This is a genomic window from Bradyrhizobium sp. MI1.11, from assembly GCF_055811255.1.
Genome location: NZ_JBVVPM010000027.1, coordinates 101,892 through 118,614, shown reverse-complemented (window position 1 = coordinate 118,614; position 16,723 = coordinate 101,892). Strand labels below are relative to the sequence as shown.

Annotated in this window: 24 protein-coding genes and 1 tRNA gene; 2 read left to right on the top strand and 23 right to left on the bottom strand. The window is 64.3% G+C overall.

Going from position 1 to position 16,723, the window contains the following annotated elements:
* Positions 1-105: 105 nt before the first annotated feature.
* Together AC0L30_RS25415 and AC0L30_RS25410 are read right to left on the bottom strand one after the other, a co-directional pair.
* The gene (locus AC0L30_RS25415) at positions 106-540 is read right to left on the bottom strand and encodes an NUDIX hydrolase (protein WP_473405494.1); all 435 of its coding nucleotides are present in this window, start codon (positions 538-540) and stop codon (positions 106-108) included.
* Between the two features lie 18 nt (positions 541-558).
* Positions 559-1,059, bottom strand: a complete 501-nt coding sequence (locus AC0L30_RS25410) for a hypothetical protein (RefSeq protein WP_473405493.1) — start codon at positions 1,057-1,059, stop codon at positions 559-561.
* 63 nt (positions 1,060-1,122) lie between these two features.
* Between AC0L30_RS25410 and AC0L30_RS25405 the strand changes: the two genes are divergently transcribed.
* Positions 1,123-1,881, top strand: coding sequence for an SOS response-associated peptidase (locus tag AC0L30_RS25405; RefSeq protein WP_473405492.1), 759 nt, complete (start codon positions 1,123-1,125; stop codon positions 1,879-1,881).
* Positions 1,882-1,893: 12 nt separating this feature from the next.
* Here the strand turns inward: AC0L30_RS25405 and AC0L30_RS25400 are convergent, their stop codons facing one another.
* The 6 genes from AC0L30_RS25400 to AC0L30_RS25375 form a co-directional block, all read right to left on the bottom strand.
* Complete coding sequence (locus tag AC0L30_RS25400; protein ID WP_473405491.1) at positions 1,894-3,087, bottom strand: CaiB/BaiF CoA transferase family protein; 1,194 nt, start codon at positions 3,085-3,087, stop codon at positions 1,894-1,896.
* Positions 3,088-3,122: 35 nt separating this feature from the next.
* The gene (locus AC0L30_RS25395) at positions 3,123-4,052 is read right to left on the bottom strand and encodes a hypothetical protein (RefSeq protein ID WP_007594885.1); all 930 of its coding nucleotides are present in this window, start codon (positions 4,050-4,052) and stop codon (positions 3,123-3,125) included.
* A gap of 281 nt (positions 4,053-4,333) precedes the next feature.
* Positions 4,334-4,915 (bottom strand): GDP-mannose pyrophosphatase, encoded by a 582-nt coding sequence (locus tag AC0L30_RS25390; protein WP_473405490.1) that lies wholly within the window; start codon positions 4,913-4,915, stop codon positions 4,334-4,336.
* A 9-nt stretch (positions 4,916-4,924) separates the two neighbouring features.
* Positions 4,925-5,368, bottom strand: a complete 444-nt coding sequence (locus tag AC0L30_RS25385; RefSeq protein WP_007594881.1) for a GNAT family acetyltransferase — start codon at positions 5,366-5,368, stop codon at positions 4,925-4,927.
* Entirely contained in the window at positions 5,365-6,792 is a 1,428-nt protein-coding gene (locus AC0L30_RS25380) for an FAD-binding oxidoreductase (RefSeq protein ID WP_007594880.1), read from the bottom strand. Before AC0L30_RS25380 ends, AC0L30_RS25385 begins: the two co-directional genes overlap by 4 nt.
* A gap of 22 nt (positions 6,793-6,814) precedes the next feature.
* The gene (locus tag AC0L30_RS25375) at positions 6,815-7,804 is read right to left on the bottom strand and encodes an L-threonylcarbamoyladenylate synthase (protein ID WP_473405489.1); all 990 of its coding nucleotides are present in this window, start codon (positions 7,802-7,804) and stop codon (positions 6,815-6,817) included.
* Between the two features lie 68 nt (positions 7,805-7,872).
* Between AC0L30_RS25375 and AC0L30_RS25370 the strand changes: the two genes are divergently transcribed.
* Positions 7,873-7,949 (top strand) — tRNA-Pro (locus tag AC0L30_RS25370).
* Between the two features lie 5 nt (positions 7,950-7,954).
* Here the strand turns inward: AC0L30_RS25370 and AC0L30_RS25365 are convergent.
* The 15 genes from AC0L30_RS25365 to AC0L30_RS25295 all read right to left on the bottom strand — a co-directional run bounded on the left by AC0L30_RS25365 (position 7,955) and on the right by AC0L30_RS25295 (position 16,643).
* Positions 7,955-8,215, bottom strand: a complete 261-nt coding sequence (locus AC0L30_RS25365) for a hypothetical protein (RefSeq protein ID WP_473405488.1) — start codon at positions 8,213-8,215, stop codon at positions 7,955-7,957.
* Positions 8,212-8,553, bottom strand: coding sequence for a hypothetical protein (locus AC0L30_RS25360; protein ID WP_473405487.1), 342 nt, complete (start codon positions 8,551-8,553; stop codon positions 8,212-8,214). The genes AC0L30_RS25365 and AC0L30_RS25360 overlap by 4 nt, the downstream gene beginning before the upstream one ends.
* Entirely contained in the window at positions 8,546-8,833 is a 288-nt protein-coding gene (locus AC0L30_RS25355; protein ID WP_473405486.1) for a hypothetical protein, read from the bottom strand. Before AC0L30_RS25355 ends, AC0L30_RS25360 begins: the two co-directional genes overlap by 8 nt.
* Before the next feature lie 7 nt (positions 8,834-8,840).
* Positions 8,841-9,209, bottom strand: coding sequence for a DUF6876 family protein (locus tag AC0L30_RS25350; RefSeq protein WP_473405485.1), 369 nt, complete (start codon positions 9,207-9,209; stop codon positions 8,841-8,843).
* Positions 9,199-10,356 (bottom strand): tyrosine-type recombinase/integrase, encoded by a 1,158-nt coding sequence (locus AC0L30_RS25345; protein ID WP_473405484.1) that lies wholly within the window; start codon positions 10,354-10,356, stop codon positions 9,199-9,201. Before AC0L30_RS25345 ends, AC0L30_RS25350 begins: the two co-directional genes overlap by 11 nt.
* Before the next feature lie 216 nt (positions 10,357-10,572).
* Positions 10,573-10,863 carry a hypothetical protein gene (locus tag AC0L30_RS25340; protein WP_473405483.1) on the bottom strand — a complete coding sequence of 97 codons (291 nt, stop codon included), beginning with the start codon at positions 10,861-10,863 and terminating at the stop codon, positions 10,573-10,575.
* Complete coding sequence (locus tag AC0L30_RS25335; protein ID WP_473405482.1) at positions 10,860-11,120, bottom strand: hypothetical protein; 261 nt, start codon at positions 11,118-11,120, stop codon at positions 10,860-10,862. Before AC0L30_RS25335 ends, AC0L30_RS25340 begins: the two co-directional genes overlap by 4 nt.
* Complete coding sequence (locus AC0L30_RS25330) at positions 11,117-11,308, bottom strand: hypothetical protein (protein ID WP_473405481.1); 192 nt, start codon at positions 11,306-11,308, stop codon at positions 11,117-11,119. The genes AC0L30_RS25335 and AC0L30_RS25330 overlap by 4 nt, the downstream gene beginning before the upstream one ends.
* On the bottom strand, positions 11,308-12,075 hold the full coding sequence (locus tag AC0L30_RS25325) for a hypothetical protein (protein ID WP_473405480.1): 768 nt from the start codon (positions 12,073-12,075) through the stop codon (positions 11,308-11,310). Before AC0L30_RS25325 ends, AC0L30_RS25330 begins: the two co-directional genes overlap by 1 nt.
* A gap of 264 nt (positions 12,076-12,339) precedes the next feature.
* Positions 12,340-12,525: a hypothetical protein gene (locus tag AC0L30_RS25320; protein ID WP_473405479.1), complete on the bottom strand. Its 186-nt coding sequence runs from the start codon at positions 12,523-12,525 to the stop codon at positions 12,340-12,342.
* Entirely contained in the window at positions 12,522-12,713 is a 192-nt protein-coding gene (locus tag AC0L30_RS25315; protein WP_473405478.1) for a hypothetical protein, read from the bottom strand. The genes AC0L30_RS25320 and AC0L30_RS25315 overlap by 4 nt, the downstream gene beginning before the upstream one ends.
* Positions 12,710-13,243, bottom strand: coding sequence for an RNA polymerase sigma factor (locus AC0L30_RS25310; RefSeq protein ID WP_473405477.1), 534 nt, complete (start codon positions 13,241-13,243; stop codon positions 12,710-12,712). The genes AC0L30_RS25315 and AC0L30_RS25310 overlap by 4 nt, the downstream gene beginning before the upstream one ends.
* 5 nt (positions 13,244-13,248) lie before the next feature.
* Entirely contained in the window at positions 13,249-15,537 is a 2,289-nt protein-coding gene (locus AC0L30_RS25305) for a DNA polymerase (RefSeq protein WP_473405476.1), read from the bottom strand.
* Positions 15,527-16,063, bottom strand: coding sequence for an NUMOD4 motif-containing HNH endonuclease (locus tag AC0L30_RS25300; protein ID WP_473405475.1), 537 nt, complete (start codon positions 16,061-16,063; stop codon positions 15,527-15,529). Before AC0L30_RS25300 ends, AC0L30_RS25305 begins: the two co-directional genes overlap by 11 nt.
* The gene (locus AC0L30_RS25295) at positions 16,050-16,643 is read right to left on the bottom strand and encodes a hypothetical protein (RefSeq protein ID WP_473405474.1); all 594 of its coding nucleotides are present in this window, start codon (positions 16,641-16,643) and stop codon (positions 16,050-16,052) included. Before AC0L30_RS25295 ends, AC0L30_RS25300 begins: the two co-directional genes overlap by 14 nt.
* Between the last annotated feature and the right edge of the window lie 80 nt (positions 16,644-16,723).

The window sequence follows — 16,723 nt, the reverse complement described above, 5'->3', positions numbered from 1 at the left end:
CCGAGGCCGCACAAAAAAATACCCCATATCGAGCCTCACTCCCGCTCGGCCAATTAAGCAAAGCCCTCGCAAGCGGGAGAGGTGCGGCGGAGTTCGCCGTGCTGCCTATGCCTCGATCAGGCGCGCGGCGGACTGGATGACCTCTTCCAGCCCGCCGGTCAGCTTGAGCTCGCCAAGGCCCGCCAGGGCCTCCGGGGCGATCCAGCGGTAGTCGTCGAGCTCGTCGTTGAGAACCGGCTCCCGGGCCACCCAGCGGGCAGCAAAGGACATGATCAAATAGTGGCCGGCGCCGGCCGCGGCCGGGAGCACTTCGCGCCAGCCCGCGAGGCCGATGATGTCGATATCGAGCCCGGTCTCCTCGTCGATCTCGCGCGCCAGCGCTTGGTGCAGCGATTCGCCGAACTCGACCCGACCGCCCGGCAGCGAATAGAACCCCTTTGCCGGCGAGCGTGCGCGACGGGTCAGAAGCACCTTGCCGTCACGAAAAATCGCGGCACTGACCGCGATCTGGGGACGGGTGGGCTGAACGATCGCAGCCATGACTTCACCTGCTCGGGCCTAGTTCGCCATGATGTTGTCGACGTCGGCTTCCGCGCCGCCATTGATGATGCCGCCGCAGGCCGCGATCAGCGGCTTGACCCACTGGGCGGCTTGCTCGGCGAGGCGCACGCGGGTCGTGTCCTTCTCGACCTCGCGCATGGCCGAACCGACCGCCGACAGGATCGAGGTCATGGTGTCGGTGAGATGGTCGAACTGGGCGCGCACGTTCGGCTCGGCCTTTTCATAGGCCTCGATCGCCAGATCCCGGGCCTTGAAATTCGAGGCGGTGAAATGCTCGGCATAGGACAGCGGCGACCAGGTCAGAAAATCTTCCGCGCATTCCGGCATGTCCGGGACCATTTCCAGCAGCATCACGGCTTCATTGAAATGGTTGAGATAGTCGGTGGCAAGCCCGGTCCGCGGGTTGATGTTGGCCACGCGCAGCCGCTCGGCCCAGGCCGCGGCCTCGGGCGTCGTCTGTCCATGCATTCGCGCCGGCTGGGAGACCGTTGAGCTCATCTGCCGCAGTGTTAACGTTCGGGGTTAAAAGGACCTGAACGGACCCTATATAGGCCCTCGAGGATGTGTGGACGCTTCGTCATAACTTCGGCCCCCGCGGCTTTGCGGCAACTGTTCGGCTACATTGAGCAGCCGAACTTCCCGCCCCGGTTCAATGTGGCCCCGACACAACCGATTCCGGTCGTGCTGGCCGAGAACGGCGCGCGCCATTTTCGCCTGATGCGTTGGGGCCTGTTGCCGGGCTGGGTCAAGGATCCCCGCGGGTTTACGCTCCTGATCAATGCCCGTTCCGAGACGGTGCTGGAGAAGCCGGCCTTCAAACGCGCGATCCGCCGGCGCCGTGGCCTGATTCCAGCCGACGGCTATTACGAATGGAAGACGGAGGGTGGCCGCAAGCAGCCCTTCTTCATTCATCGCGCTGACGGCGCGCCGCTCGGCTTTGCCGCATTGTTCGAGACCTGGGTCGGGCCGAACGGCGAGGAGCTCGACACGGTCGCGATCGTCACGGCGGCGGCAGGCGAGGACCTCGCCACGCTGCATGACCGCGTGCCCGTCACCATCAGCCCGCGCGATTTCGAGCGCTGGCTCGACAGAAGCAGCGATGACGTCGATGCCGTGTTGCCGCTGATGACCGCCCCGCGCATCGGCGAATTCACCTGGCATCCGGTCTCCACCCGCGTCAACCGCGTCGCCAATGACGACGACCAGTTGCTGCTTCCGATCAGCGCGGAGGAGATGGAGGCGGAGGCGGTGAAGCCGAAGAAGGTGGTGCGGAAAGCGGCGGTTGGCTCGGCCAATGACGGGCAGGGGTCGTTGTTTTAGGCGGCGGCGCCCTCAAACAATCTCCCCCGCCCGCAGCGCCGCAATCTCCGCCGCGTCAAATCCCAGCTCGTCCAGCACCGCATCCGTATCCGCACCCAGCTCCGGCGCCATGCGATCGAGCCTGCCGCCGCCATGCGCGAGCTTGAAGCCGCTGCCGGCGAAACGAAGCCGCCCATAGGGCGTGTCCAGCTCCTGGATCGCGCCACGCGCCTTGATCTGCGGATGGTCGATCACCTCCTCGACTTTCCAGATGCTGGCGCAGGGCGCGCCGGCGTCTTCCAGAATGGTTTCCCACTCGCGCGCCGGCCTGGCCGCGAGCGCCTGTTCGATGATGGCGCGCAGGGCCGGCTCGTTCTCGTTGCGGGCGAACCAGTCGGCGAAGCGCGGATCGCTGAGCGTGTCCTCGCGGCCGAGCGCGGACATCAGCGCGCGATATTGCTTCTCGTTATTGACGGCGAGCAGGATGTGACCGTCGCCGCATCTAAACAAATTCGCCGTGGTCCTGCGGCTGACGGCCTGATTGCCCGACAGCTGCTGGCGATGGCCCGCGACCGAGAAGTCCGCGATCTGCCCCGACAGAAACGCCATCGTTGCCTCCAGCATGGAGACGTCGATGAGTTGGCCCTTGCCGGTGCGATCTCGCTGGTACAGCGCGCTCGACACGCCGAACGCAGCGGTCGCGCCCGACAGCACGTCGCACACGGCAAAGCCCGCACGCGTCGGGCCGGTTTCGGGATGGCCCGTGATCGCCATGATGCCGGACAGCGCCTGCATCTTGCCGTCATAGCCGGGGCGCAGACGATCCGGGCCGGTCTGGCCGAAGCCTGACACCGCGCAGTAGATCAGTTTTGGATTGATTGCGGACAGCGCCTCATAGCCGATGCCGAGCTTGTCCATGACACCGGGGCGGAAATTCTCCATGACCACGTCGACTTGCGCGGCGAGCTTCTTCAGGATCGCGATCGCATCGGGCTTTTGCAAATCGAGCGTCAGGCTCCGCTTGTTGCCGTTGATGGCCTGGAACGCCGGCGCCAGCCCGCGCTCGGCCCATTCGCGGCTGAGCGGCGTGCGGCGCATGTCCTCGCCCTCGCGCCGCTCGACCTTGATGACGTCGGCGCCCAGGAGCGCGAGCTGGTAGCTCGCATAGGGGCCTGCCAGCACTTGCGTGAAGTCCAGGATCTTCACGCCCTCGAACGGTCGCGTCACGTCGCTCTCCCTTTTGTTGTGGTTGTCGGAGGACGTCAGGCGGCGCGATTGCCGCGCGCGATCTCCTTCTGCTTGTCGAATTCGGCGCGGCGGCGCGCCAGCTCTTCGGCTGAGAGCTGCGCGACGTTGTTGTAGTCGAGCTTCCAGGAGGCGTCCTCGCTCCAGCGCAGCGGCGACTGCATGGTGGTCTGCGGGCCGCTCGCGGTCTCCAGCAGTTTCAGCGCCAGCTCGAGCGTCTGCGCCTGCGAGACGATGTCGTGCGGCTTGCCGGCGGAATTGCCGAGCGGGAAATCCGAGAACAGGAAACGCGGCACGGCGGCGTGCTCGATGATGTCCTTGGCGCAGCCCATGATCACGGTCGGAATGCCGTTGGCCTCGAGATGCCGCGCCACCAGCGCCGTGGTCTGATGGCAGACGGGACAGTTCGGAACCAGCACCGCGACATCGACCTTGTCGGCAAGGCAGCGCGCCAGAATTTCCGGCGCGTCGGTGTCGAGGGTGACGCGATGGCTGCGGTTGGTCGGCGCCCCGAAGAAGCGCGGGGCCACCTCGCCGATGCGCTCCGCAGCGCTCGCCTTCAAAAGCTGCGGCAGCGGAAACCAGGTGCCGTTGTCGGTGGCCGTGGTGTGCTTGCGGTCGTAGCCGATATGCGAGATGCGAAGGTCGTGCTGCTTCGCCGTGTCGCCGTCATAGACCTGGTAGAATTTCGCGCCGCCATTATACGCCGCGCCCGGGCCCTGGTCGCCCTTGGTGGGGTCGTACGGCGCGGCCGTCGTGATGATAGTGACGCGTGATTGCGACAGCGGCTTCTTCAGCGGCTGGAACGGCGCCTCGGTGTAATGGGCCCAGCGATACGCCGTGGTGTAGCCAATCGCGGCGTAATAGTCCCGCGTGCGCTGCATATAGGGGACGGGGGCGTCATAGTCGGGCGCAAAGCCAAATTCGTCGTCGCGCGAAGCGGACATGGGCGCGTCTCCTGGTTCTTGTTGGCGACAGACTAGAGATAGTCGGGGGAGAGCTCAACGGGGGGCAGTGCGATGCAGGTCAGAATTGCAGCGCTGATACAGCGAGTCCCGCTTTTTCCCCTCTCCCCTTGCGGGAGAGGGTGGCTCGCCGCGAAGCGGCGAGACGGGTGAGGGGTCTCCGTCCGCGTGCTCAACTGCATGAGATGCGCGCGCGGAGAGAAACCCCTCATCCGGCGCTTCGCGCCACCTTCTCCCGCAAGGGGAGAAGGAAGGAAGACAACCTACCGAAACACATGCAGCGCCACATGCTGCAGCAGCATGACCGCCTTGGCGTCGATGATGCGCCCGTCCGCGATCATCGCCAGCGCCTCGTCGATGCCAAGCTCCAGCACCTCGATGTCCTCGCCTTCGTGTTCAAGGCCGCCACCGTCGCTGACCCGCATCTCCGGCTCGTACTCGGCGACAAAGAAATGGAGCTTCTCGGTGATGGCGCCGGGACTCATGAACGCTTCGAACACCTTGTGGACGTGGTGCAGGCGATAGCCGGTTTCTTCCTCCGCTTCGGCGCGGATGCGTACCTCGGGCGAGGCATCGTCCAGCACGCCGGCGGCGGCTTCGATCAGGAGATCGTCGTAACCGCGGATGAAGGCCGGCAGGCGGAATTGCTTCACCAGGATCACCGTACGGCGTGCCAGATTATACGGCAGCACGGCGGCGGCGTTGTCGCGCTCATAGGTCTCGCGGTGCTGGGTCTGCCATTCGCCATTGGCGCGCCGGTACTCGAATGTGGTGTTCTTCAGCGTGGTCCAGCCGTCCGAGAGCACGCGGACGTCCTTGATGCGGACGCGGTCGGAAATCGTCATGGCTCGATCTCAATTGCTTGGCGTTGTGGTGCGGCCGTCGAGCCACTTCTGAAACATCACCGAGGTCGATTCCTCGAAACCCAGCGACTGGTAGAACGCATTGGCCTGCTCATTGCCGCGCCGGACCAGGAGCTGGAGCTTTGCGATGCCGGCCGCGCGCAGCCAGTCCTCGGCCGCCGCCATGATGACGCGGCCGTAACCACGTTTCTGGCTATCCGGATCGACCGCGACGTAATAGACCCAGCCGCGATGGCCGTCATGGCCGACCATCACGGTGGCGACGATGGCGCCGCCGTCGCGGCCGAGCAGGATGGTGGAATTGTCGCGCCGCCGCGCCAGCGCGATGTCCGCATGCGGATCGTTCCACGGCCGCGTCAGGCCGCAGCGCTGCCACAGCGTGACCACGGGCTCGACATCGGCCTCGGTGATCGCATCGATCGTGAGCGCACTCACAGCACTTTTCCCGGGTTCATGATTCCAAGCGGATCGAGCATCGCCTTGATGGACCGCATCAGCTCGATTGCAGTCTTGTCCTTCACATCGGGAAGCTCGTCGCGCTTGAGCACGCCGATACCGTGCTCCGCCGAGATCGAGCCGCCCATGCGCAGCACGATGGCGAACACGACCGCGTTCATCTGGTGCCAGCGCGCCAAATAGTCCGCGGTGTTGGCGCCGATGGGCTGGCTGACATTGTAGTGCAGATTGCCGTCGCCGAGATGGCCGAACGGCACCGGCCGCGCGCCGGGGATCAGCTTCACCACGGCTTCATTGGCTTCGGCGATGAAGGCGGGCACGGTGGCCACCGGCACGGAAATGTCGTGCTTGATCGAGCCGCCCTCCGGCTTCTGCGCCGACGACATCTCGTCGCGCAGCTTCCAGAAGCCGGCGCGCTGGGTGAGATTGGCCGCGATCACCGCGTCGTCGACGATCTCGTCCTCCATGGCGCGGCCGAGGATCGTTTCCAGCGGCGTGCGGGCGTCATCGCCGGGGGACGACAATTCCATCAGAACGTACCAGGCATGCTTTTGCGCCAGCGGATCGCGCACGTCGATGCCGTGGCGGATCGAGAAATCGACTGCCATCTCCGACAGCAGCTCGAAACTCGTCAGCGCATTGGCGGCCTCGCTTTGCGCGATCGCCAGCAGTTTCAGCGCGGCGTCCGGCGACTTCAGCCCGACGAAGGCGGTCTCGATCGACCGCGGCTTCGGAAACAGTTTTAGCGTCGCCGCGGTGATGATGCCGAGCGTGCCTTCGGCGCCAATGAAGAGGTTGTGCAGATTGTAGCCGGTGTTGTCCTTCTTCAGCTTCGAGAGCACGCCGAGCACGCGCCCGTCCGCCAGCACCACCTCGAGCCCCAGCGCCATCTCGCGCGCGACGCCATAGGCGAGCGCGGCCGTGCCGCCGGCATTGGTCGAGAGATTGCCGCCGATGGTGCAGCTCCCTTCCGCGCCCAGCGAAAGCGGAAACAGCCGGTCCACGTCCGCGGCCTTCTGCTGCGCGATCTGCAGCACCACGCCGGCCTCGCAGGTCATGGTGTTGGAGGCGGTGTCGATCTCGCGGATCTTGTCGAGCCGCCGCAGCGACACCACCACCTCGCCATTGTGCGGGGTCTGGCCGCCGACGAGCCCGGTGTTGCCGCCCTGCGGCACCAGCGCGATCTTGTGCTCCGAAGCGAGCTTGCAGATCGCGGCGACCTCCGCGGTCGAGCCTGGGCGCAGCACCAGCGGCGAGCGGCCGTGGAACAGATTGCGCTCCTCGGTGACATAGGCCTCGATGTCGGCCGCATCGGTGATCGCGTGCCTCTCGCCGACGATCTTGCGGAATTGTTCGATCAGCTCGGGCGCAAGCGGAGGGGTGGCGGAATGATTAATGTTCATTGTCTTGTCTCTTGCTTCGCTCTTATCTCGCCACGGCCGCCCGGCGCAGCCGGTCGTTGATCGCTTCGCCTAGATCCTCCTCGGGGATCGTCATCACCGCGATCGCCCGCGGGCGCCTCCCATCGAGGGCGCGAAGATAGCCGAACAGATTGGCGGCGGCTTCATCGAGATCACCGCTGGGCGACAAATTCATGACCGCGGCAGCGGCCTCCAGGCCAGGCAGGCGCGCGGGGCCGAACGCCAGCAGCGCTTCACCCGGCGCGACGTCCTGCGCATTGAGCCGCACATGGGCGCGCGGCGCGTAATGCGAGGCCAGCATGCCCGGCGCCAGCGGCTGGCTGTCGTCGCTGTCGGCCTCCGCCGGCAGTCGCGCCAGCGGTGCGCCGAGCACGGCCTCGATCCGCTCGCGTGACAGGCCGCCGGGCCGCAGCAGCATCGGCGCCGCAAAGCAGCCGACGATGGTCGATTCGACGCCGACCGTAACCGGCCCGCCGTCGACGATCAGGTCGATCCGGCCCGCAAGGTCGCCCTCGACATGGGCGGCCAGCGTCGGCGAGACGTGGCCGGAGAGGTTGGCAGACGGCGCCACCACAGCCCCGCCAAAGGCGCGCAGGATCGCCTGCGCCACCGGATGGGCCGGAATGCGGATCGCGACCGTATCGAGACCCGCAGTGGCAAGCTCGGCCACCGGGCAGTCTTCCGTCTTCGGCACCACCAGCGTCAGCGGCCCCGGCCAGAACGCCTCCGCAAGACGCAAGGCGCAGGCGTCGAATCGCCCGACCCTCTGCGCGGCCGCGAGGTCGGCGACATGCGCGATCAGCGGATTGAAGGCCGGCCGCCCCTTGGCGGCGTAAAGATGGGCGATCGCGCCGGCATTTCCGGCATCCGCCCCGAGCCCGTAGACCGTTTCGGTCGGGAACGCGACCAGCCCGCCGGCGGCCAATGTCCGGGCGGCAGCCTCCGCGCCAGCCTCGCCGGCCGGTAAAATCAGCGTTTCAATACCCGTTTTCACAGGGATAAGATTCCTCAGCTCGGCCGCTTGCGGTGCGCCAAACCCGACGCTATAAGCCGGCCTCTTGTCGGAGTGTGGCTCAGCCCGGTAGAGCACTGCGTTCGGGACGCAGGGGTCGCAGGTTCGAATCCTGCCACTCCGACCATTAAATCAATCACTTAGCGTTGTCGACCACTGCGCTCGGTAACGGTACGGTAACGGTACGGTAACGGAACGCTTCCAGGCTTCCCACCGCGTGAACGCCTCGGGGAAGTCGGGGAACTCCTTTTCGAGCGCCTCGGCCCTGCGATGGTTGAACAGCTCATACCCCTTCCGGCCGAGCGCCCGGTTATGCTCAGCGACCTTGCGAGCCCGCACGTAGGCGTGGAAGGCGACGCCCTTCTGATACTGCGCGATCTCGTCGGGCGTCACCGCTTCCCTCCCAGCACCGGCCGGAGCCCGGCCACGATCAGATCGTTGAACAGCTTGCAGGCGCTCGGGGACAGGTACGGCAGCTCGCGCGCCGTCTTCCACGCCTGGATAGCCTGATGCACCGCCGTCCCGATCTCGGCGTCAGAGGGGCTGCGCGGCTGTTCGTCGACGCGTTCTATGATCTCGATCTGGTCGAGCTGCATGGTCTGCTCGTCACCCATGCGCGCGACAATCGGGGGCTCGTCGTCGAACTGCCTGGCGATCAGCTCTATCACCTCCACTTCGCCCGTATGCTTGATCCTCGCTCGATAGTACCCAGGGCTCAGTCTCTCAGCCACGGCACACCTCCATCAGGTTGTCGAGCGCGACCGCCAGATTAACCCCGGAAGCCTGCCAGCGCTCCACGGTGGAGATGGGGACCGTTGAGCCGTGACGTTCGCGCTGCTCGATGCGGACCCCTATATAATCGTCCAGGCAACCGAGGAAGCGCTGCTTGGCGTCGGTCTGTAGGGCCTGGGGCTTCTGGCACTCGCACTGCTCGTAATCACCGCCCTGGCCTCCGCGCCAGACGATCTTGGTGCCCTTGCAGATCGGGCAGACGTTCGGTCTCTCAGTCATGGGTCCCTCAGTATTCGCTCGGCAGCATGATGGTGCGGTGCTCGCCTTGGACGGCCCACAGCGTGACCGTATCGAGCGGGAAGTCCGTATAGTCAATGGCCTCGCTGTAGACGATGTTCCCGTTGCCGTCATCGCAGGAGAGCGTCGCCTTCGAGTCGGACACGTCAAGTTTCCATGCCTGGAAGTACTCGCCGCGAACCTTGTGCTGCATCTGCAACGTGGCGATCTTATCGATCAGCCAATAGGCGCTGGCGCGCTCGGCGAGATACTGCACGCCCTCAGTGTAGACGACGTTCCGCATTAGCCCGTGGCGGTACACGGTCTCGCTTCCGGTGAACTGACGGAGATCGTCGGCGGTCAACTTGCTATCGGGCATCTGCGGCGTCCTTCTGCCATTCGGGGTCATGGTGGGCGTAGGTGTCGATGAACGTCTGCAACGTCATGCCGAGAAACTCGGCGGCGTCCTTCTTGTCGACCTTGCGATTCTTCATGAGGTGCGTCGCGCGGCTGTGGCGCAGAATGTGGGGCGTGATGTCATCGGAGAGCCCCGCTTCCTCGCGCGTGGTGATCCACGAGCGGCGCAGCTTCGTGACCGGCTTGCCGTGGATATGCACGACGAACTCCGAGACGCCTGCGTCCATGCGCTGCCAGAACCGCAGCCAGAACTTCAGGCGCTTCGGCATCTTGTGCATCGGCGCCTGCTTCTTCGTCCTGCGGGTGCCGTACGGCTTGCGCTTCAGGAAGTCGTTCTCGAAGTCAGCCATGCTGTACTTCGTGCCGAGCACGACGCCGCTGCGACTGCCCGTGTAGTAGCCGAGGATGATGAAGCGCGAGAGGTGGCGCACCAGCTTGCGGGCATTAGCCCCCTCGGGCGCGATGTCATGCACGACGCGGCGGCTGCGCCACAGGAGCTTGGCGATCTGGCCGCGCGTCATCCAGGCGTCGCGCTTCTCTGCCTTCTGAGGCAAGAAGACTGAGGGCCTGAACGACAGCGGCGTCTTGTGCTCGTCATAGTAGTTGAGGGCGGCACGCATCACGACGAGGTCTTCGCGGCCCCCGAACGTACCGGCCGGAGCGTCCATTTCGGCCGCTTCGATGTCGGGCTCGCGCCGGTCGCGGCGAGCAAGCCTGATCTCCGTCTCGACCGCCTTGCGGATGTTCTCGCGCTCGCGATGCCGGACGTACTCGATGCAATTGACTTTCGTAACGTCGCTCAGTTGATCGCGGCCCTCGGCGCCCCACCAGCCGCACAGGTTGCCGACGCGCAGTCCGATGATGTAGCCACTGTCTGATACGGTCGGGGCGTGCTCTTCGTTGTAGACGAGCAGCACGTCCGCAATGGCGGGGAGCGGGGACGTAGAAGGCTTGTGCTTCGTCCCTATGTAGGCTTCGAGTTCTTTTTCCGCCTCGCCACGCTGGCCTTCAGTGCAGCCAGTGCGCTTGCGGACGTTCCCGTCGACGATTGTCCACGAGTCTCGGGCGCGGTCGTACCAGAGGTGGGCACCTTTGCTTTTACGCGGCATCTCACTTCCATCTCTTCCAAGTGCCTCCGCGTGGTGAAGTAGGCGCGACCGATCTTGCTGATCGTCAGGTTGCCCCGGCTCGCCTCGGCCTTCAGGGACGCGACCGAGATCGCGCCCCCGAACACCTTCTCGCACGCTTCCTTAAGGGTCATGGGCCGGTCGAGACCGGACTGTGACTCTTGTGAGTCGTGTGATATTACAGACATGACGGTGCTGTCAAGCCCGTTCGGCGGGGATGGACCGGACGATCATGGCGGCCCGGTCGTAGTAGTAGCCCCGCTTCCACGCTTCGCCCGCGGCTCCGGGGTCTCCTTTCGAGACATGGCGTTCACCCGCCCTGAAGGCGGTTTCCGAAAGCGAGCGCAGCGCCTCGCCAGCCTCGTCGAAGGCCGCCTTGCGGATCGCCGCGACCTTAAGTTCGCGAGCGCACCACGCGCCCCAGGCGATGAAGGCGCCCACCCCGAGCAGCCCTACGAGGGGCAGGATAGTCGTCTCGAACGGGCTCATGCCGCGATCCTTTCTTTCTCGATCTCGCCTGCGCCACTGCGGGGCGGGGTGTCAGGCGTGGGGGTTGCCTTCGCCAGGATGTTGACCGCTCGTACCCACGCGCCGTTGAGCAGTCGGAGCGTCTCGGCGTTGGGGCACGCGTTGAGCGTCAGGCAGAGCATCTGAATTTCATCCGCGATGTCCTTGCAGACTTTGCGGATGAAATAGTCGGGACAGTTCATGGCTGCGTCACGCAGCTCCTTCACAAACGACTTCATACCAATTCCTCCATGCCCCGCCAGGGCTTGTAATCGTCAGACTTCACCACGTACCAATCTTCTTCTGACCGCCTTGCGTTGAGACGGTCGCACAGGAGCTTCGCGTCGCTCTCGTCGAGGTTCTCCGCGACGAGCCGCTCCGCAACGGTCTCGCGAGCGTAGTTGTCAGTGCATACGACCTTCGGCATCAGAACTTCTTCCCACCCGCCGCGAGCCGCGCTTCGGGCTTGTGGTCCGCACGATGCCGATTGTACTCGCGCTTCTCCGCGACGGCGCCCCACAGATCGTAGCCGTGCTTCTCGGCGTACGCCTCAATGAGGGCTATTGCGGCTGATAGCCTGCGCCCTCGCACGCGCTTGCTCATGTCGATATTGACGGCCTGAACGCAGCGAACAATGCGGAGCAGAGCTTGCCCCTTGTTCTCCGGGACCTGACTACGCACAATCGGGTACGAAAGGTCGAAAGTATGGGCGCCTGCGATGTCGGCGATGCGGATCACAGCGTCGGCCAGCTCGACCTCGGCCATCTTCCGGTGCGGGAGATGATCGTCCATCAGGTCTTTGCGCTCGCCCTCCATGCACTCGGCGATCTCGCTGACCACAAGCATGAGCATCTCGCCCATGTTGCGGTCGAGCTTCTCGCCAGTGGACGGATCGTGCCACCAGTGCTGATTGGCCTGATGAACTTGCTGTGCGAAGTCGTTCAGGCTCTCAGGCCGCCGCTTCTTCGGCACTTCGAAGATACCAGCTTCGCGGACGCGCTTGATGGCTTCTTGGCGTACGTCGTCAGCCCAAGGCGCCTGCTCGCGCATGCGCGGCACAGCCCGCGGCGGCCACATGTCGTCGCCGTACAGCTCCTTCGGAGGCAACACGGTCGTACCAGGGGGCAGCACGTCCTCATTGAACGCAGCCTCGCGTTCACGTATCGCGCTCCCGAATTCGAGGGGCTCGATCATGATGATCGGGCCGCCTGTTTTCGCAAAGTCGATCAGATCGCGCTTCGCCTTCTTGCGGGCTTGCACGCAATTCCAGCAGGAGCAGTTCGCCGGAGCCTGGGACTGCGGCGGTGCGTCTTCGAAGAGCTTGCGGGGCTTTACGGCCTTCACCTCCACAGCGAGACCGTTGTCGCCGAAGCGCCAACTCGCCGAGTGGAGTTCAAGCGCTTCGCCGTCAAGAGTGAGTGACAGGCGTTGATCCATCGTTTTGTGAGGTGACATAGCTTACAGTCCGTTCGCGCGAAGATAGGAGATGATGGCGATAGTGCCGCGTGAGGTGGTGCCGAGGAACGCGTCGAAGCGGTAGCCCCGCTCTTCCGCGATCTCGCGCCACGCTTTGGAGACAAGTAAGTTGACGCGCTGGCGGGTGATCGCCGTCTGCATCATCGCTTGCTGTTCGGCCGGGGTCATGCTTCGGGGTCTCCTTTGAACGGATAGAGTTGGGTGAGTTGCGCCAGCGGGATGTCGGCGTAGTGATCCGGCAGCTCGATGGATTGAAGCGTGGTGGGGGACACCCCCGCTCCGTTGGTAGGCTTGTCGTGCCACTTCTGCGGCACGGGTCCCTTGAGTCCTGACACGTACACAAACATCATGGTCATGCTGCCCTCGTCAGTTGAGCCTTGCGGCCGGTGCGCTTGCGGAGCGTCTTCAGCCCCTTAACGTGGAGTTGCTCGATGTACTGCTTCGATACGCCGAAGCGCGTGCTGATCTCGTCGAACGTCGCGCCGATAGCCCGCTGCATCACGATCTCAGCCTGCTTCGGCTTCAACGCGCGGACAGCGTCGAGCACTTCCACAAGTTCGAGACGGCCGTGAGGATCACCCTCAATGGCGATGGGTTGCAGCACGGGCTCCCCATCCTCATACGTCGCGTCGAGTTCAGCGTTGAGGTGACGTCGTTTGCTGGTGTAAAGGCCGTTGGTCTGCATGCGCGCCCACACAAGATAGTAGAGCCAGGACACGAACGATCCGCGCTCCGGGTCGTAGTTGGCCCGCTTGGCGACCGCGTCCAGCAACACGTCTTGCACGGCATCCTCGCTCAGTTGGCCGCGAGACCGCCGCCTGACCTGAAACCGGACGTACGGGGTGAATTGCACGAGCAGCGCGTTGAACTCTTTCTCGGGTAGCATCGTCCTTATTCCTTCTTGTATCGTTCGTCGGTCCAACCACTGGCAGCAATCGGGAGACCAAGCCGGTTGCCTTTGGGGAGCGCCCACGCCGGGGGGATCGTGAACAGCTCGCCGAACTCTTCATCGCTGCCGAAGTCCTCGTCGCACTCGGCGACGCCTTCGTCGTGGACTGACAGCACGTTCTCGTAACCAGCGTTCTCGGTGGTCACGATGGCATTCGCCATCACGTCGCGCGCCGACGCCTGGGTGACGTTTTCCGAACCGAGACCGCCGTAGTACTCCTGCTCCTTCCACTTCCGCGTGAAGCTATCGATGGCCTTGAAGATCAAGACCGGCTTCTGCTTGCCCCACGGTGTGTTGCGCCACTCGACGCGCGGGTACGGATAGAAAATCGACCGACCGCTCGGGAGCTTGCAGCGAAGGAACGATCCGCTCTTCTTGAACGTGATGAACTCACCGGCCTTGAACGTCTTGCCGGGATTCTCGACGGCGTTGATCGCGGCGTGTTCGAGGTCGTACCAAAACTGCACGATCTCCGGGTTGTTCTCGCGCCACGTCAGCTTGACCATCTCGGCGGTCAGCCAAGCCTTCTTGCGAATGCCAGACTTGCTGCCGCGATCCTTCCAGCCTTGCAGTGCGCGCTCGCGGTTCTCGGGTGACGTGATGCCGTAGACCGTGTCGAAGATAGCGGCGAGATCGATGCGGTAGACCTTCGCCATCTTGGCGAACGCAGCCGCGCCGCCGCCGAAGCCGAGCGCCAGGACGGCGACCTTGCCGACCTGTCGCTGATCCTTGTTCACCTCGCTGACGGGGATGTTGTAGATTTGCGCCGCGGCGATCTTGTAGTTGTCCTCGCCGAGGCCCGCATCGAACGCGAAGAACGCCGAGATGGCCTCGTGCGCTCCGGCGAGCCAAGGCAGCATGCGGGCTTCGATGCCGGTCAAGTCGCGCGAGCGGAGCACACGACCCGTGGGGGCCATGAGCATGCCGCGCAGGCAGTCGGCAACCACCGTGATCGGCGGGCCGAAGAACGCAGCGATGTCCTCGCGGGACCAGCCGTCCTTAATGCACTTGATGGCAAGGAAAACGTCGGTCTTCAGCTTGGGGTCGGGCCGCGGCAGGTTCTGCAACTGCACGCCCCGCGCAGCCCACCGGCCGGTCTGCGTCGCGCCGTGATACTGAAGCGAGCCCTTGATCTTCCCGTCCGCGCAGACGCGCAGCGTGAAGGCCGCCAGCTTGGCGATGGACGCCTTACCGGCCTCAAGCCTGATCTCGACGGCGCGTCGAATGTCGTCGGGCAGATCGTCGCGCGCCAGGAGCGTTTCGAGCTTCTCCTTGTCGCAGCCATCCAGCTCGATGCCGCGGCTGTTGATCCACGTCTTGAGCTGCTTGACCGCGCCGAGCGTCTGCACGTTCAGGTCGGTGACCTTGCGCAGCTCGGCTTCGAGGGCTTCCTTTTCCTCGGTGCAGATACGCTCGGCCTTTGCGACCAAGTCCATGTCGACCATGATGCCGCGGTCGTTGATGGTCTGGTCGAGGAACCAAAGCTCCTGCTCGAACGGGATCAGCTTCGTGACGCGCTCGCCGACACCCTGCTCGACGCGCACGTCTTGCAGACAGTAGTCGTAGATGATCTTGAACTTCTCGGGATCGCTCTCGGGGGTGAAGCGAGTCGAGGGATTCTTCTTCGAGGGCTTGCGGGGCTTGCAGAGCTGCTTGATGGTGCGCGAGCCGAGATCGTCCTTGCGGATCGGCAGGCCGAACGCAGGCGCGGCATGCTCCAACTTGGCGGGCATGTTCATCGCCATGGCGCGAACCATGATGCAACGATACTGGCGCAGATCGGGAACGGGCCAGCCGTACTTCGGGCCTGCCACGTACATCCAGATCAGGCGCTCGAAGTTCGCATTCCAGGCGTGGATTTCCCCACCACGCTCAATGTGCTCGGCGATGTCCTGGGGGCAGGGCTCGTCGGGAAACCAAAGCTGCGGCTCTTCGTTGCCGAACGCGTACGCGGCGCAGAGGATTTCCGTCGACTTGTGCTCGGCGTACTTGTGCGCGCCGACCTTCGGCAGATCGGCCTCGCTGTAGGTTTCCCAATCGAGATGCAGTTCGGCGGTAGGGTTGTGCAGGACCGTGCGAACGCGTACCTTCGGATAACCGAAGCGCTCGCGCAGTGTCAGTCCGTCGCGATCCTGGCGCTGACGGGCGATCATGTCGCGCATCATCTCGGCCGCGCTGGCGTAGCCGAGCACTTCCCAATCGGAGAATTTGTCTAGGGCTTCATGCCGCACGCCAAATCCTCCGGCTTTTAATCAAGCTCACCGTCGACTGGCTGCATCCGAAACGATCCGCGATTTCTGTCTGCGTCCCACGAGCGAACCGAATGGCAAACGCGGACGGCGCGTCGAGCACAGCGCGAGGGTGGCGCTCTCCTTCAAGATGCGTGCCGTGCTTGCGCCTGTCGTCAGAGTTCTCCTTCGGAGTGCCCCAGCGCAGATTGCTCAGCCGATTATTCCACCGAGTGCCGTCGAGGTGCCGACACAGCATCCCGAACGGGCAGGGGCCGACGAACGCGCTCAACACGATGTCATGGACGCGGGTGGGAGTCTTCGTCTTGCCATCGGTGAGATTGACGCGGACGTACTCACCGTCACTCTCTGTAGAGAGCAGGCGACCTTCGACTCTCCTGAAGTATTCGCGCCCTGCTTTGGACACCGCTCGAACCATACGCGTCAAGGAGCGCACGCGGCCGAGGTTGGACACTTCGTAGAAGCGCTCAAAGCCGACAACCGGCCGCCATGTTTCACTTCGCGTCATCGTACCGACCGGGATGTTTTTCGTTGCTGGTAAGCGGGCGGAAGCCGCGCACAGGCGGAAGCAATGAAGACCAAACGAACCAACTACAGTTCATCGTCGGACGACCTTGACGCGACACATCGAGGCGCCACGTCATCGGCAGGATCAGTGACGGGGTGTGCGTGTGGAAAAGCTTCACCCGATCCTTCGCGTGGTAGATGCCGCTCGGCAGCAACATCGCAACGTGCTCGATGCCGAGGATCACCAGGGCATGCACCAAGAACTCGTCGCTCAAACTGAAGGGCGGGTTGGTGATGATCGACGGGGCCGGGGGGTGTGTGGTCTCAAGGAAGTCGACGCCCGTATCGCCGTAGCCGCGGTCGGTCAGGTTAGTGGACGCAACGGTGAAGCCTGCCATTTCAAGCTGCTTCGAGATATGACCCTCGCCGCAGGCGCACTCCCACACCTCTTCCGGCCAGCCAATGGCTCGCAGCTCGGGGATCAGTGCGCGCGTCGTGCCTTCCGCAGTCGGGAAGAACTCGTCGCCCTTCTCCTTCTTGCCAGCTTTGCCGCCTGCCATTGCTGCGCCGATGTTCTTCATGTTTCCCTTCGTGATGCGAGAACGGGAGCGGCTTGGTAGCCACTCCCGTCCGAACTGCCGCGCTTTACGCGGCGGGTGTC